The organism is Chitinophaga terrae (ex Kim and Jung 2007), assembly GCF_900107795.1.
Lineage (GTDB): Bacteria > Bacteroidota > Bacteroidia > Chitinophagales > Chitinophagaceae > Chitinophaga > Chitinophaga terrae.
On the sequence record NZ_FNRL01000018.1, the window covers coordinates 50448 to 73923 of the forward strand.

General features: G+C 46.9%; 14 protein-coding genes and 1 riboswitch. Of the genes, 2 read left to right on the forward strand and 12 right to left on the reverse strand.

The genetic code is table 11. The features are described from left to right. Positions 1 to 35: 35 nt before the first annotated feature. From BLV62_RS18360 to BLV62_RS18380, 5 genes are all read right to left on the reverse strand, one after another. Positions 36 to 3314, reverse strand: a complete 3279-nt coding sequence (locus BLV62_RS18360) for an efflux RND transporter permease subunit (protein ID WP_089763426.1) — start codon at positions 3312 to 3314, stop codon at positions 36 to 38. Positions 3315 to 3392: 78 nt separating this feature from the next. Continuing rightward, complete coding sequence (locus tag BLV62_RS18365; RefSeq protein ID WP_089763427.1) at positions 3393 to 4775, reverse strand: TolC family protein; 1383 nt, start codon at positions 4773 to 4775, stop codon at positions 3393 to 3395. 95 nt (positions 4776 to 4870) lie between these two features. Beyond that, positions 4871 to 6184 carry a sensor histidine kinase gene (locus BLV62_RS18370; protein ID WP_089763428.1) on the reverse strand — a complete coding sequence of 438 codons (1314 nt, stop codon included), beginning with the start codon at positions 6182 to 6184 and terminating at the stop codon, positions 4871 to 4873. Continuing rightward, entirely contained in the window at positions 6181 to 6864 is a 684-nt protein-coding gene (locus BLV62_RS18375) for a response regulator transcription factor (RefSeq protein WP_089763429.1), read from the reverse strand. Before BLV62_RS18375 ends, BLV62_RS18370 begins: the two co-directional genes overlap by 4 nt. Positions 6865 to 7484: 620 nt before the next feature. Next, positions 7485 to 10691 (reverse strand): S41 family peptidase, encoded by a 3207-nt coding sequence (locus BLV62_RS18380; protein ID WP_089763476.1) that lies wholly within the window; start codon positions 10689 to 10691, stop codon positions 7485 to 7487. Positions 10692 to 10886: 195 nt separating this feature from the next. Here BLV62_RS18380 and BLV62_RS18385 point away from each other — a divergent pair, with 195 nt between their 5' ends. Further along, on the forward strand, positions 10887 to 11744 hold the full coding sequence (locus tag BLV62_RS18385; RefSeq protein ID WP_089763430.1) for a universal stress protein: 858 nt from the start codon (positions 10887 to 10889) through the stop codon (positions 11742 to 11744). Between the two features lie 30 nt (positions 11745 to 11774). After that, positions 11775 to 11871: riboswitch (TPP riboswitch) on the reverse strand. A 113-nt stretch (positions 11872 to 11984) separates the two neighbouring features. Here BLV62_RS18385 and BLV62_RS18390 read toward each other — a convergent pair. Genes BLV62_RS18390 through BLV62_RS18400 form a run of 3 tightly spaced genes read right to left on the reverse strand, consistent with a single transcriptional unit; the run spans position 11985 to position 15344 of the window. Next, positions 11985 to 13970 (reverse strand): FAD-dependent oxidoreductase, encoded by a 1986-nt coding sequence (locus BLV62_RS18390; RefSeq protein WP_089763431.1) that lies wholly within the window; start codon positions 13968 to 13970, stop codon positions 11985 to 11987. A gap of 49 nt (positions 13971 to 14019) precedes the next feature. Next, positions 14020 to 14652 (reverse strand): chloramphenicol acetyltransferase, encoded by a 633-nt coding sequence (locus BLV62_RS18395; protein WP_089763432.1) that lies wholly within the window; start codon positions 14650 to 14652, stop codon positions 14020 to 14022. Continuing rightward, the gene (locus BLV62_RS18400) at positions 14649 to 15344 is read right to left on the reverse strand and encodes an HAD family hydrolase (protein ID WP_089763433.1); all 696 of its coding nucleotides are present in this window, start codon (positions 15342 to 15344) and stop codon (positions 14649 to 14651) included. The genes BLV62_RS18395 and BLV62_RS18400 overlap by 4 nt, the downstream gene beginning before the upstream one ends. A 77-nt stretch (positions 15345 to 15421) precedes the next feature. Here BLV62_RS18400 and BLV62_RS18405 point away from each other — a divergent pair, with 77 nt between their 5' ends. After that, positions 15422 to 16060, forward strand: coding sequence for a Crp/Fnr family transcriptional regulator (locus tag BLV62_RS18405; RefSeq protein WP_089763434.1), 639 nt, complete (start codon positions 15422 to 15424; stop codon positions 16058 to 16060). A gap of 181 nt (positions 16061 to 16241) precedes the next feature. On the opposite strand, the gene BLV62_RS18415 is transcribed toward BLV62_RS18405, so the two are convergent. From BLV62_RS18415 to BLV62_RS18430, 4 genes are all read right to left on the reverse strand, one after another. Next, complete coding sequence (locus tag BLV62_RS18415) at positions 16242 to 17786, reverse strand: right-handed parallel beta-helix repeat-containing protein (protein ID WP_089763435.1); 1545 nt, start codon at positions 17784 to 17786, stop codon at positions 16242 to 16244. A 62-nt stretch (positions 17787 to 17848) separates the two neighbouring features. After that, on the reverse strand, positions 17849 to 18229 hold the full coding sequence (locus tag BLV62_RS18420) for a PH domain-containing protein (protein ID WP_089763436.1): 381 nt from the start codon (positions 18227 to 18229) through the stop codon (positions 17849 to 17851). A 122-nt stretch (positions 18230 to 18351) separates the two neighbouring features. After that, a complete protein-coding gene (locus tag BLV62_RS18425; RefSeq protein ID WP_089763437.1) occupies positions 18352 to 20805 on the reverse strand; it encodes a zinc-dependent metalloprotease in 2454 nt (817 codons plus the stop codon). A 181-nt stretch (positions 20806 to 20986) separates the two neighbouring features. Next, positions 20987 to 23452 carry a zinc-dependent metalloprotease gene (locus BLV62_RS18430; RefSeq protein ID WP_089763438.1) on the reverse strand — a complete coding sequence of 822 codons (2466 nt, stop codon included), beginning with the start codon at positions 23450 to 23452 and terminating at the stop codon, positions 20987 to 20989. Positions 23453 to 23476: the final 24 nt, after the last annotated feature.

The following is a 23476-nucleotide window of genomic DNA, read 5'->3' on the forward strand; positions in this document are numbered from 1 at the left end:
ATTAGCAATGAGATAATTATTGTTTGTCATTGTTCTTACGCTTGCTGTCCAAAAGGAATATAATGCTCGCTTTCTTCATCTCTGGGATGCAGGGAAACGCTACGGGTAGTAGCTTTACCTTGTCCCCAGGCAAAAGCTAAAGGTAATATAAATAGCGCCGCAAAGGTAGATGCTACCAGGCCGCCGATCACGGCTCGGCCTAAAGGAGAAGACTGATCGCCGGCTTCTCCCAATCCGCTGGCCATCGGTATCATACCTACTACCATCGCTAATGCCGTCATCAGGATCGGGCGCAAACGCAATGCCGCAGCTTCCCGGGCCGACAACAATGCATCGCCGTTATGTTTGCGCAGCTGCTCTGCATTCGTGATCAATAACACCGCGTTAGAGATAGACACGCCTACAGACATGATCATACCCATATAAGATTGAAGGTTCAGCGTAGAACCGCAGAGCATCAGCAGGGCAAGCGAACCTAACAACACCGCAGGTACAGTTGCCAATACAACCGCAGATACCTTGAACGACTGGAAGTTTGCTGCCAGCATCAGGAAGATCACTACGATCGCTACCAACAATCCGCTTTGCAGGCTGTCTAAAGTTTCCGTCAAGGTGCTGCTTAAACCTATTGTCTGTATGCTTAATCCTCTTGGCAATTCGCCCAGCGCAGCAATCGCCTTATTTACATCCTTTCCTGCACTGCCAAGGTCTTTCTTGTTGATGCTGGCGGTAACGGTGAGGGTTGGCATAGCGCCCAGGTTATCTGCCTCGCCGTAAGTAGTATCGTTGCTGAAAGAAGCCACATCGCTCAGGATCGGGCGGGAAGCATTTTTCTGCAGCGGGATTTCACCAATATCCTCTTTGCTGGTCATTTTATTTTCAGGCACCTGCACCTGTACGCTGTAAGTGTTTCCTCCTTTTTCATCCACCCATACGTTCTTTTCAGTGAAACGGGAAGAAGATGTGGACGCGATCATAGAACGGGTTACGTCGCTCATATCTACTCCCAGTTGCGCGGCTCTTACCCTGTCGATATTGATGCCAACCGCCGGGTATTTTACAGACTGTCCCAACTGCACATCCCTCAAATACGGGATCTTCTTCAGTTCGTTGATCACCAGTTGGGCATATTTTTCATTCAGCTTTTTATCACGGCCCGACAAACGTACTTCTATCGGGGTTGGAGAGCCCTGGCTGAGGATCTTATCTGTCAGTTCTATCGGTTCAAATGATAACTTCATCTGTGGATTGATAGATGCTGCTTTCTCCCTGATCTTATCTTTCAGCTCATCCATGTTCACTTTATATTCTTCTTTCAGCGCTACCTGCAACACCGCTTCATGAGGTCCTGCCATCCAGAGGAAGATAGGGCTGATAGAGAATAGTTGCGGGTGCATGCCCACATAGGCGGAAGTTATGCCTACGTTTTCCTTTCCTACAATATCCTCAATTCCTTTAGTCAGTTTAATGGTTTGTTCTTCTGTTTTTTCTATACGGGTACCATCCGGAATACGCATCCTTACCTGGAACTGCGAGCCGTTCACTTTCGGCAACACATCCCTGCCGATCCCCATGAACATAAGTACTACGATAGCGCCGGAAATAATAAGATAAGCGGCTACTATCGGTTTGCGGTAAGGCATCATCCTTTCTATAAAGCGCAGGTAACGGTTTCTCAGTTTTTCAAATTTGCTCACCTTACCATCCCTGTTGCTGTCGGCCCTTTCTACCAGTTCTTTTTTCTGGTTCCAGGTATCTTTTTCTCCCGCGCCGGTAAGACCCGCTGCTGCAAATTCTTCTGCATCGGTGAAATTGCGGCCGCTTGGAGTTTTATGATGTTTGATCTTCATTATCCAGTTAGCCATTACCGGCACAAATGTCTGGGCAAGGAAGTAAGAGATGATCATGCTGAAACCTATCGCCAATGCCAGCGGCAGGAACAGGGAACCGGGGATGCCTCCCATGGTGAATGCCGGCGCAAATACCGCCAGGATACAGAACAGGATAAGCAGCTTAGGAAAGGCGATCTCCTGGCAGGCGTCCCATATAGCCAGGGCCTTGGGTTTACCCATATCCAGGTGCTGGTGTATATTTTCTATCGTCACCGTACTTTCATCTACCAGGATACCGATTGCCAATGCCAGTCCGCTCAGCGTCATGATATTGATAGTCTGGCCTGTCAGGCTTAAGAACAATACCGCGGCAATAATGGAAGTAGGGATGGTCATGATCACGATCATCGCGCCCCTGGCATCGCCCAGGAACAGGAGTACCATCAAACCTGTGAGAATAGCGCCGATAGCGCCTTCTGTCAGGAGGCTCTTCACGGAGTTGATCACGTAGGTCGACTGATCAAATTCGTAGCTCAGCTTTACATCTTCCGGCAGCTGGGCCTGGATCTTCGGAATAGATTTTTTAAGGTTCTGCACCACTTCCCAGGTAGAGGCGTCGGCGCTTTTAGCGATGCTCAGGTAAACGGAGCGGCGACCATTTACCAGGGCATAGCCGGAAGCCACATCGGCCCCGTCTTCCACGGTAGCCACATCTCTCAGGTACAGGTTCTTTACATCTCCTTTAAATAAGGGAATATTCTCAAAATCTTTTACATTTTTGATAGTGGTATTAGCCGGGGTGATATAGTTGTTATCTCCTATCCTCACGTTACCGGAAGGCGCTGTCTGGTTATTCAGCCTCATGGCTTCCACCAGCTGATCAGGCGTCAGGTTATGCTGGCGAAGGAGTACCGGGTCGGCTTTGATAACAATGGTACGTACGTTACCGCCAAAGGGAGGCGAAGAAACCAGGCCCGGGATGGAAGTAAAGGAAGAACGAACGTAGATGTTGGCCATATCCAGCAGTTCGTTGTTGCTTCGCTTGTCGCTGCTCAGAACGAGTTGTCCTACCGGCAAGGTAGAAGCGTCGAAACGTACGATGAAAGGCGGGTTTGATCCGGGTGGGAACACCGCCTGTATCCTGTTGGAAAAGGCGCTTACCTCCGCCGCCGCCTGGGCCATATTGGTACCTGGGTAGAAGTTGATCTTCATCAGTGTAAGGCCCTGGATATTCTTGGTTTCAATATTCTTTACCCCGTTCACGAACAGGAATATGTTGATATACTGTTTTGCAAAGAAAGCTTCCATCTGGGTTGGCGTGTATCCTCCGAATGGATGCGATACGTATATAACCGGCATATCCAGCTTAGGAAAGATGTCGATTTTAATCGTATTCACCGCTTTGATGCCGAAAAAGAACAAACCGGCAACAATCACCAGGATTGTAATGGGTTTTTTAAGGGCAAAACTGATTAAATTCATGATGCTTCGATATTGATGATTTAGCCAAGCCTGGCTTCCGTTTAACTATAGCGTTATTCTCTTCTTATAGCGTTGATCCTAGTATTCAAATATGCTGAAGTCACCTGCCGCAGCAGCTTTCAGCAACAGGGCCTGCCATACGTTACTGTAGGCGATATCCCTGTCGGTTTGTGCACGGATCAGGGCGTACAAAGCCTGTTGCACATCTACCAGGTTCGTTAACCCGTTCTTGTAGAGAACAGATTTCTGCAGGTAGGCGTCGGATGCCGCTTTAACCTGCGTTGGAACTTCCCGGTAGTTGTCGAGCGCATTCTTGATCTTCACATCCGCTAACGACAATTGAGCGCGGATCTGCTGATCTGCCAGCTCATACTCGTTCTGTAATCCTTTGCTGGTGAAGTTCTGAGACTTTACCTGTTTAGAGATCCTGAATGGTTGTGAAATATTCCAGGTAACTCCTAACCCGAACAGATAGTTAGTGCGGGTAGGTTTCACGCCATCCCAGTACGATTGTGTAAAGTCGTGCTGGTCCAGCGCATAATTATTACCAAACCCCGATCCCCTGGTTTGTACCAGGCCTACCAGCGAAAAGGCGGGGAAGTAAAGTGTCTTATAGTACCTGGATTGTTCATTGCTTAGGGCAATACGGCTTTTATACCATTGCAAAACCGGGTGATTGTCCAACGTTGCTGTAGTATCCGGGATCACAGGTATGCGGGTTACGTAAGAAGTATCCACTAAAAATTCGCGTGGCGGGATACCCAGTAACTGGGCCAGTTGGTTGCTTTGTTCCTGTTCAAAATCTATCGCTTTCGTTAACGCGATCCTGGCGCTGGAGTATTCGGCGTTTGCCTGTGAAGAATCTACTCCCGCTATTAGGCCATTCAGTACCCGGGTACGAACGACTTTACGTATAGTGTCAGCACGATTTAAATTATCCTGGTAAGAGCGGGTCAGTTGATGTGCTGCAACCAGGTTTAAATAAGTAGCCGCTACCTTAATTTTGTGCTTAAAAATCTCTTGTTGCCAGTCTTTATCGTTCTGAGTAGCGGCTGCTAATGCTGTTTTGATCTTTTCTTTTGCTCTGCCGAAGGCAAAGAAGTCCCAGTTTACATTGGTAAGATAGAGCGAGCCAAAAGCTGCGTTCCAGTTCTGACGATCGAGCGCCGGGCCTGCGGCTGCGGTGTTTAAACCTCCGAATCCATATAACGGACCATTCTGCCCGTTGATCGTTCCATAATCCTGCTGTGCACCAAAATTGACGTTAGGTAAATACTCACGGCGGGCTTGGGAAACCAGCTCTTTTGAAGCAGCGGTGTAGTTGGCCTTCGCCTTGATAATTCCATAGTTTGCAATAGCGGTGTCAATAGCCTGTTGAAGTGTAAAGACCTGTTGTGCGGATGACCAATAACCAAATAGCAACGGCAATAACAACAACAGCAAAAATTTCTTACTCCACATTGAATAGATATTTTGTTGTTGAATCCTTTAAAGGATTTTCGACTACAAAAAGACTACATCATTTTGAAGTAAACTTGAAGAATTCTGATTTTTTTCTAAACTTCTGCCGCTTCCAGTTCAGGAACTGCAGTTACATTCAATTCTTTTTTAGGAGGATCAAATACGATACGTACAGAATGCCAGCCTTTTGAGTACTGGTATGTGATGGCGAAGCCGTTCACTTCGCAGATCTGTTTTACAATGGCCAGGCCCAGTCCTATGCTTTCATTACACTGGTTGCTCTTTTTGAAACGCTTGAATAATTCCTGCGTCGGTATCTGAGGAGGCAGGCCGGTATTGCTTACACAAAAATCTTTCTTTGTCAGTTCAACCCTGATAAGCCCTTTTTCCTGGTTATGCCTGATGGCATTGCTCATCAGGTTACTGATGAGTATCTCCGCGAGGGTCGGGTGAATGATCAATGGTATATTCTTATCAAGACTGTGCGTGAGGGTGATTTCCTTCAGCGTCAGCCAGTCTTCATACATGGCAATTACATCTTTGGTAACCCGGCAGAATTTGATGCTCTCATTGGTTTTGAATTCCTGGTTCTCCAGCTTCGTCAGTAACAAGAGCGAACGATTGATATGGGATAGCTTCTCAATAGCGTTCTGCATATCGCCGATGAGGGCCGCCTGGGTGCTGTCGATATTGGTTTCAGACAGCAGGTCAAGTTTGCTCCTGATCACCGCCAGCGGCGTTTGCAATTCGTGGGAAGCATTTTCACTGAATTCTTTTACTGCTGCATAATCTTCCATTGCCTTATCTGTCATTTTCCTTAAAAATGTATTGAGCTCCCTGAATTCTGTTGTAGAGGTATTGGGCAACTCAAGGGGTTGTTTCTGCTTCAGGTCAAATTTATACAAGGCTTTCATGGTGCTGTGAAATGGCCTGAAAACCACTTTCGACAACAGCCTTGCAGTCAACGATACTCCCAGCAATATCAGGAGTATCTTCCATACCACTGTGTTCAACATTCCCCTGAAAATTTCTTCCGATTTAATTACATAGTTAAAGGAAGAAATTTCATATGCTTTGTCACCGATCTGGTAAAAAGAATTCACGGTGATCCGACATTCTTTTTGCCCCAGGTCTTCCGACACATAATTATCCTTTACTATCTGCACCTTATTTTCGGGCAGTGGTCCCTGAAGCGTGGTTATGGCTATAGGCCGGCCATGGGTATAACGGTCCGGCTTCTCTCCTGCTGCCAGTTGCCGGGCAACCCGGTCGTTCACTTCCCTCATACGCTCTACTTCCGCCTGGTCAAGCTTCTTCTTGATGTTATGACGGGAGATCAGCATCGTAACCGGCGTGGTTAAAAAAACGATGCCAACGAACCAGATAGTTACCTTGTTGAGCAGCTTCATGTTTTGGAGGTATTAAATTTATAGCCGAGGCCATACACAGTTTCAATATAATCTACTCCCTGCAGTGCACTGATCTTCTTTCTTAAATTCTTAACGTGCTGATAAACAAAATCAAAATTGGCCAGGCTGTCGGTATAATCGCCCCATAAATGGGAGGCAATAGATTGTTTTGAAAGTACCCTGTTCTTGTTAACAATAAAATACAACAGCAGGTCAAACTCCTTGCGGGTGACATCCAATAACGTGTTATTAACCAGCGCCTCCACCGTATCAGTGTTCAGCACGATCTCGTTGAATGTTATCAGGTTGCTCCCTTCCAGTTTTTTCCTCCTGTAAATAGCTCTTAATCTTGCATGTAATTCAGGTAAGTGGAATGGTTTGGTCACATAATCATCTGCTCCCCCTTCCAATCCGTTTACTTTATCATCGAGGGCGTCTTTAGCGGAAATGATCAAAACGCCGCTGGAAATATTTTCTTTCCTGATCAGTTTCAGTAGTTCCAATCCATTTCCATCCGGCAGCATTATATCCAAAAGAATACAGTCATATGTGAACAGCGCCAGTTTTTCACGGGCCGACTCAAAATCGTAAGCCAGCTCGCAGATGTACTTTTCCCCGTTCAAAAAATCGGAAATACCGCTGGCTAGTTCCCTGTTGTCTTCTACAATCAATACTTTCATATAACCGCCAAAATCAGGTGCAAATTTATAGAAATTTTGAAGCGTGGGGTTCACGCAGAGAGGCTAAGGGTGTTTAAGAGGCATAAGGCTTTAAGAAAATTTGGTTAAGAAAAACTAGTATTTAGAATAAAATATTATATATCAGAAATATATAGAGAGAATTATTTTTAATAGAACTCCTTAATTTATCCTTAAATATTCGCTTCGATCTCTAAAGTTTCACGCAGAGAGGCTAAGGGTGTTTAAGAAGCATAAGGCTTTAAGGAAATTTTGTTAAGAAAAAACTAGTATTTAGAATAAAATATTATATATCAGAAATATATAGAGAGAATTATTTTATAATAAAACTCCTTAATTTATTCTTAAATATTCGCTTCGATCTCTAAAAAATTCCTTAAAGCCTTATGCCTCTTAAACATCCTTAGCCCCTCTGCGTGAAACCTCCGCTTTGGTCTAAAAATTTCCTCAAAGCCTTATGCCTCTTAAACACCCTTAGCCTCTCTGCGTGAAACTTAGCCCCTCTGCGTGAAACCTCCGCTTAGGTCTAAAATTTCCTCAAAGCCTTATGCCTCTTAAACACCCTTAGCCTCTCTGCGTGAAACTTAGCCCTCTGCGTGAAACTATTTCAGCATTTCTTTTACCGCCGCCTCCAGCTGGGCATCTTTGCCGGCCAGGAACTCTTCGTATGGTAAAGGCACTTTAATATCCGGCTCTAACTGCAGGTTTTCTGTAGGCCTGTTTTCCTTGCCTATAGTAGCGATCATAGGGATACCAAATACCAGGGTAGGATCTATCTGTGTTTCCCACCAAACTGCCGTACCGGTTCCCGGCACCGGCATACCTATCAGTTTACCCACTTTGTTTTGTTTGTAAACATATGGGAAGATAAACGCGTCGCTGTAGTTGCCTTCGCTCATGATCACGCAGCTAGGTTCCAGCCATTGGCCAATCGGCTCGCCGCCTTTTACCTTCTGGCCCTGCGGCGCAAATTCCAGGTACTTTTTACCGTTCAGGAAACTGTAAAGGTCGTCGTGCAGCCATCCACCGCCATTAAAGCGGGTATCTACGATCAGCGCTTTTTTATCGCGGTTCTTACCCATTACTTCGTCGTATACAGAACGGAAGCTGGCGTCGTTCATGCCCTGTACGTGTACATAGCCTACTTTCCCGCCACTCAGTTTGTCTACCATTTCACGCATGGTGTTCACCCAGCGTTTGTACAGCAGGTTCATTTCTTCGCCTGCCGAAATCGGTTTTACTACTTCTTCCCACCTGGCTTTGGTAGTAGGATTATAAACGCTCAACAATACATTTTGTCCGGATTTGCGGTTCAGTAACGCCGACCAGTCGCTGTTGCCTGCAATGCTTACTCCATCTATCTTTTCAATAACATCCCCTTTCTTCAGCTTAGCTTCCGCTTTGTCCAAAGGTCCGCCGGCGATCACTTCATCCACTTTCAGGCCGTTGGCATAAGAGGTTTCATCATAGAATAACCCTAATGAAGCAGTAACATCCGGGTTTACAGGTTGCGGTGAATAACGGCCGCCGGTATGCGATCCATTCAGTTCGCCCAGCAACTCGCTGAGCAGGTCCTGGAAGTCGTAGTTATTGCTGATATGAGGCAGGAAGCGGGCGTAGTTGTCGCCATACGCCTTCCAGTCCATATTCCTGAGGGTTGGATCGTAGAATTTCTCTTTTACCTGTTTCCAGGCATGCCAGTAAATATAGGAGCGTTCCTTCTCCTGGTCTAACGACAGTTCGGTATTGATGCTGATAGGCGTGATCTTGCCGCTGCCGGCGTCTACTTTCACCACGTTACCGCGGTTGCTCACAAACAGGGTATTGCCATCTTTGCTGATAGCAATGCTGCCAGGGCTTCCGCCCAGCTTTGCCAATATTTTGGTATCGCCGGTCCTTGGCTCGGTTACCCACAGGTCGTAGCCTTTTTCAAAAGCCGCCATATAGAATACTTTGCTGGCGTCTTTATTCAGCACATAGTCGCTGATGGAGGAGCTGTTGATGGTCAGCCTTACCTTCCGGTTCTCAAGGTTATTGAAATCAGGCGTCCAGTTTTTGGGTTCTGCGGCCTTTTTGCCGGTTGTATCTTTCTTGCTGGTGGTATCTTTTTGTTCTTTCAGCAGGCTGAATTCATCTTTCGATAGTTTGAACTTATCGTAAGCATCCTGGTCGAAGAACACGCCATAGATATCGTATTCGCGGCTTCCCTGTTTAGCCAGCGATTTGCGGCCTTCGCGCGCGCTCATCGCAGTTAACAGTTTGCCGTTCATTGCCCATTTGGCATTGCCTTCCCCGAACCCGCTGTTAAGAGGATAGATGACCTGCCCTTTTCCATCAACCGGGAACAGTGCTGCGTTGGAAACGCCGAAGTAACCCTGGGAGTCGTCTACCACCAGGTATTTATTGTCTGGGCTCCATTCGAAGCTCCAGTCGCCATCCGCATAGGAATGGTTATGGCCTTCCGGCATCACCGTGCGGGATTTGCCGGATGCAATGTTGTATACTTTCAGCACATTCCTGTTCTCTATGTAAGCGATCTCTTTTCCATCGGGAGAGAACAAAGGCTGGTATTCTTCTGCCGCAGTAGCGATAACAGGTTCTTCCTTCAGCGTGGTAGCGTTGAAGAAGAACTGTTCTTCTTTACGGGCTTTGGTAGTTTGATAGATATCCCAGTTCCCGTTCCTTTCGGCGGCATAGATGAGTTTAGAACCATCGGGCGACCAGGCGATCATCCTTTCCTGTTGCGGAGTATTGGTGATGCGTTTGGTCTGGTTCCCGTCTACGCTGGTTACGAACACTTCTCCCCTGGCGATGAAAGCCATTTCCTTGCCGTCGGGGCTCATTGCAAATTCGGTAGTATTGCCGTTGATAGGTACGTTCTTTACAGTACCGGCACGGCCATCGTTGAAAATGCGGACATCCACTTTCTGCGGTTGGGAACCTTCTTTCAACGTATATATTTCACCGTTATAGGTGAAGCAGAGCGTATTGTTTTGCGCCAGCGAGAGATCCCGTACAGGATATTTGGTGAAGCGGGTCAGCTGTTGCATGTTGCTTTTATCGGCAACAGATGATTTGAAGAGGTTCTGGGAGATATTACCTTTTTCGCTGAGGTAATAGATTGTTCCGTTGCTGCCGAATACCGGCTCCCTGTCTTCTCCCTCGTAGGTCGATATCTGTTCATAGCTGCCTTTAGCCACATCCAGCACCCAGATATCCCTGGTTACGGAAGAAACATGATGTTTCCTCATAGGATCTTCATAGCCTTTCCTGTCCTGGAAGATGATCTTCTTGCCTGACTGGTCATAGTGCGCCACATCTGCTCCTGCTGCGCTTACCAGCACGGGGTTTCCGCCTTCAACCGGAACCGTGTACATGTTCCTGAACAGGCGGTAAGGAAACCGGATGCTTTTGGCAGGGGCGTTCCTGGCGCTGCCGAACAACACCTGTTTGTTATCGGCAGTAAAGTCGTAAGGATAATCGTTTGCGCTGTTCGATGTCAGCCGTACAGGCTTCCCACCGGTTGCCGGCATTACGAATACGTCGAAGTTCCCGTACCTGTCGCTGGCAAATGCGATGTATTTACCATCGTGGCTCCATACGGGCATCATATCATGCGATTCGTGGATGGTCAGCGGTACTGCCACTCCACCTTTAGCATCTACGCGATAGATATCTCCTTTATAGCCAAAAGCGATAGTTGTTCCATCGGGCGATATGGAAGGGTTACGTAGCCACAAGGCATTGTCCTGGGCATAGGAGGCGGCGGCCATCAGCATGGCGGCACAACCAAACAATAATTTCTTCATAAGCGATTGTTGTAATTGCATCAGTAGAGAGCTGATCCGCTAAATGTAGGAAATTGCAGGCTTTTTATCAAGCGTATATGGATAAAAGGCGAAAATCCGGCTTGCAAAGGCGTAAAGGAGAGGCCTTTACGATTTAATAATAAGTAAATACCGCCGAATTTTCGTAGCTTAATAGTACACCAAAAGCAAGGTAACATGAAAACTATGTTGATGCTCACGGACTTTTCCGAGAATGCCTTCCGTGCAGCAGAATACGGCTCATTTATCGCAGGCCCCCTCCAGGTTGAAAGAATTATTCTGTATAGCGCTTACCAGTCACTCTTAACAGGTACAGATCTGCCCAACAGCTATGTCAAAAACAGCCAGGAAGTCTATGAAGAAACGATGGAAAGCCTTGGACTGCTGCACGATAGGGTGAATACCATGACCGGAGGCAAGATCAAAATCGATATGGTAGCTCAGGAAACCATTTTGCCCGGCGATATCAACAACTACCTGAAAGCAGAAAACGTGGATCTTTTGGTAATGGGCGTTTCAGGCAAATCAGGCATCGAAAAGCTATTGCTGGGCAGCACCACTTCCAAAATGATAGAAGCCAGCGACGTTCCCGTGCTGATCGTTCCTAAAGAAACACCAATCGGTCGTCCGTTCCATTCTATCGTTTTCACTACCGACCTGAAAAGCGCAGATGTAATCCCGGTTCACCAATTGTATAAATTCCTGGATGCATTCCCTGTTCCTGTAAAAGTAGTGAATGTTGAATCGGCGGCCCGCGACAGCCGTTTTGATGTTGGCAGGAAGGAAGCTATAGCCGATCTCTATAAGATCTTTGAGAAGCATAACGCGACTATCGAATACCTGGATGATAAAGACATCGTGGACGGCGTGCTCGACTATGCCGACAGGCATGAAGCATCGCTGATCATCATGGTGCCTAAAAAGCAGGGCTTTTTCGCTTCTATATTCAATAAAAGCATTTCCAAAAAACTGGCATATCATTCAAACATTCCTATGCTTGCCTTACCGCCATTGATGATTGAAAGAAAAGCATAAAAAAACCTCCGGGTATACCGGAGGTTCTGCCGTTTCTAATTTTTTGTTCCTTACGCTAGCATTACCTAGGTCAAGTTTGTTGGGTTTTATCTCAGGTCTGTATGTCAAACCACCCCAATTAGAATTAGAAACTTTCACTTTTTACAGCAACAAAATCATGCCAGGCAAAAAGCCGGTATTTACAGCAATCGGGCTGGCAGATTTCACCACATCCTGTAACTTTCTTTCTGCCGTTGCGTGTTATTTTTCCGCAATAAATAATACTGCGTCCGCTACCACTGCGCCATCAGCCTGCTTATTGCTGATCACTACCGCTCCGTTACTGCCCGCTTTGAAATGGTAAGATCCAAGGTCTACCCATTCGCCGGATGTTTGTCCTTCTATTTTAATATCGCTGGCCGAAACTTTTATTTCTTTGTTCCCATCGCCCGACCGGATATTGATAGTGGTAGTTCCTGAAAGGTGCTGTATTTTAGGAATATAGGTGTATACATGATATTTGCCGGACTGCTTTATTGCAGGTTGAAAGCTGATCTCTTTGGCTTCGCTGCCTTTGCTGTAGTCGGCATATAAGGAATGGCCATAGCCGCCGCTTTTTGTTTCACGAACCCAATTTCCTGTCAGTTTCACCTGGGTGCTGTCGTCGTTGTCTACGAGGATCTCGGGAGTACTGCCGTTTGCCAACGGATTATTTTTGAGTTGCTGCTGCACTTTGCTCACATCTACCTGCTGCACACTTTTACGGGAATTAATCGCTTCCACGGCGGCGGTAGCGGCAGATTGCGCCAATACCATGAATACAGGTTCCATCCTGATAGATCCGTAAGCGATATGGGAAGCAGATAAACACACAGGAACCAACAGGTTGCTACAGTCTTCCTCCCTGGGAATGAGAGACCTGTAAGAAACCGGGTATGGCCCGAACCCTCCTATCTGCACATCTCCTTCATTCTTCACCATACCATTAACGACTATACGCTGGCAGTTATGGGAATCCATTGTATACGCCGCCATCCCTACTCCATCGTTCACCGTTTCCCTGCCCTGGCAATTAGCCTGCGTCATAACATAAGCGCCAACCATACGCCTGGCTTCCCGTATATATAACTGCGGCGACCAGTTCCCGTTATCGGTATACTCGTCTTTCGGGTATCCCCATTTCAGCATTTCATCCCGGATGGCTTGCGGAATACGGGAATCATGACCGATGAAATACAACAGCCCTTTGGTATAATCCTCATGCGCCTTAATAATTTTTCTTCTTTCCTCCTTACTGGCTTCAGGATAATTGTAGTTCATTCCTATCATGTCGGTAGAAAAAGGACCGTTATTGTTAATGTCGGTCTTGTTACCAGGCATATAGTCGAACTTCAGGATGTTGCGGATAGTGAGGGATTTATCATGCTGCAGCAGGCGAACCAGCAATTCATATTGGGACGGGTCATAATTCTCCGGCCGGGTGATAGGAATGCGGTTATCGGGGTTGCTGGTAAGACAGATCCTGAAATTATAGGCTTGTACTTTCTTGTCGCCTGTCCCGTTTTCGTCCGGTGCTGCATCACTGATCCCCCACAACAAGCCGCTTTGCGGGTTGCCTGGCTCTTTGTATGGATCTATCCCGTCAGGGAACTGGTGCTTGTCGCGCAACTGAACGCCGTTATAGGTTTCGGAGTACAGGCTGTTGGCCTCTCTTCCTACTGTATACTTAACGCCTGCTTTAGCCATCAGGTCGCCCTCATAGGAACAGTCTATGAACATCTTTGCTTTTACAACAAGCGGGGTTGCTCCTTCGACCGTAATGGTGCTAATACCTCCGTTGTTTTTAACCACTGAGGCGAGGGAGTAATTATACAATACCTCTACCCCTGCCTCCTTTATATACTGTTGAAAAGTGGCTTCCGCTACATGTGGTTCGAAGATCCACTGCTCCAGTTTCCCGTAGTGATGCCCTATTCTCCTGTAAAAATCCCTGGAAATGCCTGTAATGGCAAACTTATTACCGATATCTGTATATCCCAGTCCGCCGGTTGTAAGCCCTCCCAGGCGTTGGTCCGGCGAGATCAGCAACACCGTTTTATGCAGTTGTTTGGCCGTATAAGCAGCAATAACGCCCGCCGAGGTTCCACCATACACGCATATATCAACTTCCCTCACCTTATTGGCAAATAAAACGCCGCCCGACATTAGCAGGCAGCTAACAAAAAGAATAGCTCGTTTCAATAGCATAGTAAATGATTTGTCAGCCTATCCCCTCAAAATAGGAAAAATTTATTCCCTATAAAAGCGGGTCATTCATCTTTTGCTGAAACAAATCAATAAAGTTTCCTACATGGAAACCATCCATTAACCCGTGGTGTACATGAACGGACATAGACATACGTTTACACCCCTGCACTTCCGTCATCTTGCCAAACGAGATCTTCGGGCAGCTATCCGGGAACGAAAAAGCCCGGGCATGGGAAACAGCGCTGAAATCTATCCATGGCAAAGCGGAATAATGGATCACATTTTCACCGGAAATAGCGGGAACAAGTCCTTTGCTATTCCTCACCCGCGCCACTTCCTCCGCCGCTTTGACCGAGAAAGTAGCATAGTCGGGGTAATAGTCCATATACCCGAAGCCGAATGTACTGTCGGGGCGATTGATGGTAGGCGATGCCCCTACGGTATCGTATACCCACACTTTTCCGTCGTTGATCCGGTACCTGAAAGGGGTTACCTCGTTGGCGGCAACCAGTGAACGGTGCAGGTACAAGAGAAAAAAGGAGGTTTCCATGGCATTGGCCTGCTGCCAGGCAATACTGCAGTCAATGTCTACACAGACCCCGAAAAAAGGTTCTTCAAACCGGCTGAAAAACTCGTAATGCTCTTTTCTTGCCCAGGTGTCGATGTCTAATAAGTGCTTCATGGATTTAAGTGTTGCAGGATCTCCCTGATCGAATCGACTTTATAAAACCTTGGATCTTCCACGTTATAATCGATTCGTTCATGCTCCCAGGTTATATGATAGGGTATATGAATAGCGTGACCGCCGATAGCCAGCACCGGTATTACGTCTGATTTCAGGGAATTGCCCAGCATGAGGAAGTGGTCGGGACTACAGCCCAGGTTCTTCAGCAGCTTATGGTAGTCTTTTTCCTTTTTATCGCTCATGATCTCAATATGGTGAAAATACTTCTCCAGTCCCGAGTTCCTCAATTTCCTTTCCTGGTCCCTAAGGTCGCCTTTTGTGGCCACTACCAGCCTGTATTTACCGGAAAGCGCCTGCAATACCTCTTCCACCCCATCCAGCAGTTCAATCGGCTTATTCATCATTTCCTGGCCGTATTGTATCACTTTATGCAGGATTTCCGGGTTTACCGAATTACCGGTGACGCGTAACACAGTTTCAAGCATGCTCAATATGTATGCCTTAATGCCATATCCGTACAGGTCGAGGTTCGCCATTTCCGTTTTAAAAAGTTCCTGGGAGGCGCTGTGTTTGGGAAGATAATCTTCCAGCAGGCTGCAAAATTTATCCTCTGTTTCCTGGAAATAAGGCTCGTTTACCCAGAGGGTATCGTCGGCGTCGAAAGCTATAACACTGATTTGTTGTATCATCTTATCTTTGCATTTTTAAGGAACGCAAAATTACATAGCCCCTCAATAAAACTTGGGACATTTGTCCAATATCCGATATGTTAAGAATTAATTTACCCATCCTGGAATTCGTTGAAGCCCGGTTGAATGGCCACCCCGAGGTCGGGAAAAAAGTGTTTGAAGCAGGGAAAACGTTCATACAGCAAGGGTCCCGGATCTCGAAGGTCTATTTCCTGTTGTCGGGTATCGCCAAATGTTATATCCAGGAGGATAACGGGAAAGACTATATCTTCGAATTCCTGGGGAAGGGAGAAGTAGTGGGCGATATTGAAGCCATCCGCCAGGAAAAATGCCTTTGCAATATTACCGCTATTACGGAAGTGGAAACGCTGGTGGTGCCGCAGGCCTTATTCAATTCCCTCCTGGAAAGCTATCCGGCCTTCAACGCTATGATCATGAAGGAACTGGCCACCCGTATCAGTCAAACCTGCATAAGGGCCGCCTACCAGCAGCTTTACCCGGTAGAATATGCCCTGCTCCGCGTGCTCACGCTGGAAAATGCGCAACAGATCTTCATTTCAAAAAAAGACCTGGCCGCCTACCTGGGCATTACTGTAAGAAGTTTCAACAGGACAGTGAAAGAGCTGCGCCAGAAAAAGATCATCGATACCCAGGGGCTAAAACTGGATATCAGCCAGGAGGCCCTGGTGAAAATTCTAAATCGTTTTGATGAATAATACCCGGTTCCTATTTCATAAGAGAAAAACGTCTCCTCGTCTAATGCTACGGAAGGCATGGATCAAAGCCTGATCTTCAGTCCCATTTCATTCTTCATAACCAGCAATGCCTCTGCATTGCCCTTTGCATCATCTACAGGATGATGAGTATGTTTTGTTTTCCATAGTATAAAATTCTACATTATTGTTGTGCGCCGATGCTGATCTTACCATTCACTATCCTTGGCTTGCCGTCGATATCCGTGGTACCGTTGACCGCCTCGCTGATCACGGCGCCTGCGTTAATAGCAGGCGAATTCGGCCGGATGTGCAGATCAGGGGTTGTAATACTTTTCAGCAAAGGATCTTTCCCTGAAAGAGATGCGGCATCCATTTTACTGGTCTGTTTCCAGGTATTGAAGTCGGTAATGGGCGTGCCGTTAGTAACGCCCCAAAGCCATTGGTACTGGCTTGTTGTATAATACAGGTTGTTATCTATCACGTTCCCGTTGCCACTGTTGGTATATTTATGGATCAGCTGGTCGTTGGCCCCGCCGTATACCAGGTTGTTGCGGATCACGTTATTAAAACAGTTCTCAGTCAGCCTTATCTCTCCTTCTATTTCTCCGAAAGCGCCTACAGTGCGGTTATTGCCGAACAATGTATTATTCACCACGTAACAGTCATACGTTCCGCCATGGGTATAGTTTAAATAATCTCCCATGTAGATGCCTGTACGATAACAATTATAAACGAAGTTATTTCTTACGATACAGGTTTTCGTAGGCAGCACATTGCTTTCGCTTACCAGCCCTATTCCCCTGTCGCAGTCGTACACTTTATTACGTTCAATAACAGTACCGGCGCCGCCGCAAACATAGATGCCGATAGCGCCATAGTTATCTTTTCCCCAGATATCAGCGCTGTTGCTCATGGAAACATTATACACCAGGTTATCGCTTACTACCCCGTTACGTGCGTAGTTGGTACTGATGTCGCCGCCGGGGTTCAGGTTATCGCCGCCGGCGATGATGATGCCTATGTTTTCTGTATGGTAGATGGTATTATGGGTGACAGAGAAGCCATCAATATTTCCTGCCAGTGTAAGATTCTCACTGGTACCGGTTTCCATATCATGGATGGTGCAACCTGTAACCACCAGGTCTGTTATCGGTTCTGCCGCATTGCCTACCACGAAGATGGCATGAGCGCTCCTGCTCTCGGCCAGGGTAGCCTTGTTTTTGATGTTGTAGATATTGCAATTCCGGATGGTGATATTTTTAGAATTGCCGGTAATAGAAATACCTTCCGGATCGGTACTGTTCCCGTGGGAAGTGAAGTTGCAGATATCCAGTCCTTCAAGGGTTATATAACGGAGATTTTTGATGGTCACCAACGCCTCCCATCCTACCACTGCCAGGCCGGTACCATCGATAATGGCTTTTTCGCCGGGTGCGGCCTTCAATATAATTTCTTTGCCTGCTATTCCTGATTTCGGGAAAACTACCTTTTCATGATAAGTTCCTTCTTTCACTATCACTACATCGCCCGGCAGGGCTTTGTTTAACGCGGCATTGATGGTTCTCAGCGGTGCAGAAGATTTCCCGGAATTCTGGTCATCTCCGCCCGGCGCTACGTAATAGGTGTTTGACTTGTTTCCGCTGTTACTATCATCTGGCTTTGGGTCTCCTTTGCTGCTGCACGACATCAGCAGTATAAATCCTAACAGGTATAAAACAGATTTCATACGATTACTTTTACTAACTACTCCTGTTAGCAGTGATCGGGTGACAATGAAACCGGTATTTTTTAGCCCAATACGTGATGCGCCAGTACTTTTTGCACTTCGTAAACATCCACCGAGCGATTGAACTGCTTTACCACGCTGGGTTCTGTTTCGCTCGATACCCAAATTTTCAATTCCGCCTCCAGGTCGAAATGCCCGGCAGTTTCGATACTAAAACGGGAGATCGTTCGGTAAATAATGCTCCTGTACTCCATTTTACTTCCTGTGATCCCCTGTTTATTAATAAGGATAAGGCGTTTATTAGTGAATATAAACGTATCCCTGATGAGTTTAAAACCCATTTCGATGCTCTCGCTGTCTGTCAGCAAGCGCCCATAATCCCTTTGCAGTTGTTCAATGCTTACTGAACCTGCATTTCCCATTAAACCTGAAAATAATCCCATATTCAGAATTTTTATGCTAGATACAAAGTTTTAGCATTCCGGGAAAAAAATAATGCCGGAGGTAACGTTATGGAAATAACGCGTACCGCCGGCATTGGTTGTTTTATTGCTTATGAGAACTATTACAGATTTTTTGACAGCAGGTCGATCTTCTCGTTCAGGGCATTTAAATGCGCCCTGGTTGACTGGTCTGCCGCCTGCGGTAATGCTTTTTTGATCAGCGCCCCGATGGTTTTGATCTCGTTAAAGGCAACTGAAGAAGCCAGCGATTCGCTGATCTCCGCTTTCGCATTCCTTGTGATATTGAACAATGCCCCTACGTAGGCGTTCTGCATCATCTGGTGGTTCCCATCTACCTTGGAAAGATTGTTCCAGATCTCTTTACGCACCAACTGCATGTATTGCTCTATACCCAGGGCTTTGTTACCGTAGCGACGCTCCAGCGTCATCAGGTAATTGATGCGCACAGGACTCAGCAACGAGTTTACAGCGCTGATCTGTATGGTTTCTACCGGATGTATGCCTCCCGGCACTTCCACCATATCCCTGATCTTTGTATCCATCAGCCATGTCGGCGTTTTAAATACTTCGTTGTTGAAGAATTCAACGGCGTCGATCTGTTTGGCTTTAGGAACAACGGTGTAGGAAGGCCTGTCGTCGCCATCCATGCGCACGGTGTAATTCACTGCTGCGATGTTTTTGGCTACATGGATAAGATACTGGTTATATTGTTTCATTACCTGCTCGTACATATTCTTCAGCAGTTCCCGTTGTCCGCCATCTTCTTTTGTCCAATCTTTCAGGTTGGCCATTACCCTTTTCAGGTTTTTAATACCCAGCGCATTGGCTTTGGCGGCGTTATCTCCAAGATCTTCCGTCTGGCAGGCAGGATCAATCTTTTTTTCTTCTCCATCCCCAAACCAAAGGCGGTCATTGGCTGCCAGGCGTTTGGTGATCAGGTCTCTCATTACCTTGTTATCTTCTTCCGGGGTTTTGGCGTTGATATACTTGTATCCCCATTCTATTGCCCATCTGTCATACTCGCCAATGCGTGGGAACAGGAGTTCCTGCGGGATCTTGTCTTCCGGTTGCGCCACGTAATTGAAACGCGCATAATCCATGATGCTGGCGGTATGCCCGTGCGCTTTCAGGTAAGCGATGTTGCGAAGACTATCGACCGGCGTTCGGCTGCTGCTGCCGAAATTATGACGCAAGCCCAGGGTGTGCCCCACTTCATGACTGGATACAAACCTGATCAGTTGCCCCATCAGCTCATCATCAAATTCCGCTGAGCGGGCTTTGGGGTCATTAGGTCCCGCCTGCACCTGGTACCAGTTATGCAGGAGTTCCATCACGTTATGATACCAGCCAATATGGGTTTGAATGATCTCGCCGCTGCGGGGATCATGAACGTTAGGACCATATGCGTTGGTAAGTTCGGATGCGAAGTAGTTGATGAAGCTGTAGCGAACGTCTTCCATTCTCATGGTTGTATCGTTCTCCGGCCATTCTTTGGCTACAATTGCATTTTTAAACCCTGCCTGCTCGAACGCCACCTGCCAGTCGTTCACTCCCATGATCAGGTATTTGCGCCATTTCTTCGGGGTAGCAGGATCAATGTACAGCACAATTGGTTTCGCCGGTTCAACCAGTTCTCCCCTCTTGTAACGTTCCATATCTTCCGGCTTAGGTTCCAGCCGCCAGCGATGAATGAAGTGGCGTTCCTTTGACCCTTGCTGATCATCTGCATATTTCACCATCCAGTCGGAGAAGTAGCCGACCCGCTGGTCGAAATACCTCATCTGCATAGGCTTTTCAGGCAGCGCGATCAGGGAGGTAGTTGTTTCCAGCGTAGCAGGCCTGGGAGCCGGGCCGCTGATCATCCCGTTTTTGCTGATGGAAATTTCGATATTGTCAGGAAATGCAAGAATTGCGTTCACTTCATGATCCTTCATGTTTTTTACATCCAGGGACTTGGCGATAAAAGGATGATTAGGCGCTCCCGAGTTAATGAAGTTATTATTCTCTTTCAGGAATTTGCTGACATCGATCACGTAACTGGCAGAATCCTTCCCATAGGCTTTAATAGGGAAATTAGCAATAACAGGATTCAGGTTGGAAGCAGTAACCGCCCTGGCAATGGCATTGCTGGAATCTGCCGCCCCTATCACCAGGTTCAGGCGAACCCGGATAGATTCGTTCGGTCCTTTTTCGAAAAAGATGGTTGAGTTGTCTAACTCTTCGCCGGGATATGCCAGGATACCGCCCGGCGCTTTTTTAATGCGATTAACTACCAAAATGTCCCTGCCCAGCAACGGCTTGTCGATCTCCAGGAAGACGCTATCCATCTCCCTGGTGTTGTGTACAGTAATAAGTCCCCGTTGCGTGATCATGTTTTTGGTGATCACCTGGTCATAAGGCTTTATACCGTTCTTCCCTACCGGCGCAACGGGTTTTGCTGGTGTTGCAGCGGCAGGCGTAGCGGCGGCTGACTTCTTGGATTTTTTATTCCCGCCCTTGAACACAGCACAGGATGCCAACACAGTCACAAGAGGGATATAAGCATAGCGTTTCATTCGTAAATACTAAATGATTTTGGTAATGAATAAATCTGTATGTACTAAAAACACCCAGGTTAATGCAGCGAACTATCCGGTTATGTATTTTTTCATAAAATATTTATTCAGCAAAAAGCTCCTTCTGCCAGGCAGGAAGGAGCTTTTACTGCATTAACAGGGATGGATAGTAACTGAAGGACTATTTTAGTTTTGAAGATAGTTTCCTGATACGGCTATCCAGGTCCTCCAGGTGCATCCTGGTTTTGGCATCTGCTGCCAACGGGATAGCTTTTTTAACTTCTTCTTTCAGTTTTGCAATTTCAGATGCGGCGATATTAAAGGCAGGGGAGCCCATCAGCGTCGGCTCCGGCGATCTGAAAATGGTAAACATACAAGCCAGGTAAGCTTTCTGCATATTGCAATGATAATCGTCGATGTTCACTGTTCCTTTCTGCAGATCTCCCCATATTGCTGCATGGGCTTTCAATATAATTTCATCGGCCGTAAGCGTTTTGTCGGCGCCATACCTGATGCCGCGGCGATAGTATTCGTTCAGCGTTGGCGCGCTAAAGGCTATGTTGATGCTCCTGAGCTGTGCATCTTCAATATAATTGCGCGTTCTCGGCATGTTGATCTTATTCAGCAATTCCGGGTCTACCAGCCAGGTTGGAGTATTGATAAATTCGTTGATAACAAAATCCAGGGCAGCTACCTGCTTTTCTTTTGGCACAGGTTCGTAAGAAGGCGCTTCGTCTTCATCTTCTTTAATTTCGTAAGTAACGCCGCCGATATATTTTGATACGTTTGCAATGAGTCCCAGGTATCTCAATACCCCAACCTCGAATATGTCATGCATCAGTTGCCGCTGTCCCCCATCTTCAAATGAATATTTGCTGATCTCTGCAAACACTCTTTTCATATTCATGATCCCGTAGGTATTGGCTTTAACGGCATCGTCGCCCAGGTCTTCCGTCTGGCAACGCGGATCAATAGGGGGTGCGTCGTATAACGACTCCTGCTCTCCGTTCCCGAACCAATAACGTTCATTGGCAGCCAGGCTGTCTTTGATCATCCGTGCCATTATCTTCCTGTCTTCCTCCGGGTTCGCGGCAAAAGTTTGCCTGTATCCCCACTGGATGGCCCATTTATCGTAGTCGCCTACCCGTGGGAACAGCAACGCTCTGGGTATGCTGTCTTCAGGTTGCGCCGCATAATTAAAACGTGCATAGTCCATAATACTGGCCGTATGCCCGTATTGCTGCAGGTATGTTTTACTGCGCAGGCTATCTGAAGGCGTTTTGCTGCTGCTGCCAAAATTATGTCGGAGTCCCAGCGTATGCCCCACTTCATGACTGGATACAAAACGCATCAGCTCCCCCATCAACTCATCGTCCAGGTTTCCTTTCTGCGCGCCGGGATCTGCGGGTCCTACCTGCAATACATACCAGGCATGCAACAGCTTTGAAATATCCTGGTACCACTCTATTCTTGTATGAAGTATTTCGCCCGACCTTGGGTCATGAACGTTCGGACCATAAGCATTCTGCTGCCTCGAAGGCAGGAACTGCAATACAGAATAACGCATATCTTCCAGGCTCATGGCAGAATCGTTTTCCGGCCATTCTTTCCCAATGATCGCGTTTTTAAAGCCGGCCTTTTCAAATGCCGGCTGCCAGTCGTTAATCCCTGCTACCAGGAATTTGCGCCATTGCTTCGGCGTTGCAGGATCTATATAGATGACGATAGGCCTGGCTGGTTCCACCAACTCGCCTCTTTTGTACTTCTCTACATCTTCAGGTTTGGGTTCCAACCTCCAGCGATGGATGATCTTGTTGATCCGGATCTTTTGCTGGTCATCTTTGTATGCTACATACGGGATGGCGAAATATCCTACACGTTGGTCGTAGAACCTGGTCGCCATAGGCGTTTCCGGCAATTTGATAAAGGAGGTAGTAGTAACAAGCGACATAGGACCTCCTTTTTTATTAATGAGGTTCATCTCATAGGCGCCGTTTTTACTGATGCTGATAGCTATATTTTCGGGAAACGTGCGCACAGATTCCACCTCGAAGTCCTTAAACGTAGCGATTTTAATATATTTCTGGAGATCGCTTTGGTCAATGCTGTTCATAAACCCTGATGCATCCCTGATCAATGGCGTCGCATCGATCACGATACTCGAATCCTTGCCATAAGCCAGGATGGGACAGGTAGCCAGCACCGGTCTTGTATTGGCGCCGGCAACCGCTTTACTCAATAACTGGGAAGAATCGGCCCGGCGTGATAACACCTGCTGCCTGATCTTCAGGTTGGAAAACTGCCCTTTTTCAAAGAACAGAATTTTCTCGTCCAGTTCTTCTGTTGCAAAAAATGGGAAACCTCCTGCGATCTTCGCTATCCGGTTAATCGCCAGCACGTCTTTTCCCAATAGCTGCCTGTCGATTTCCAGGTACACGGTATCCTTTTTTTGGGTACTATGAACAGTGATAAATCCCGGGTAGGTAACCATCTCACCGGTAATAACGCTACTGTACGGCTTTACCCCGTTCTTATCGGGCTTTACTTCTGCAGCTGCCGCAGTTGTTTCCTTCTTTTTGTTCCCACCTTTGAATACAGCGCAGGACGACAGCACAGCAACCAGTGGTATATAAGCATAGCGATTCATCAATAATTGCAATTGATTTTGGTA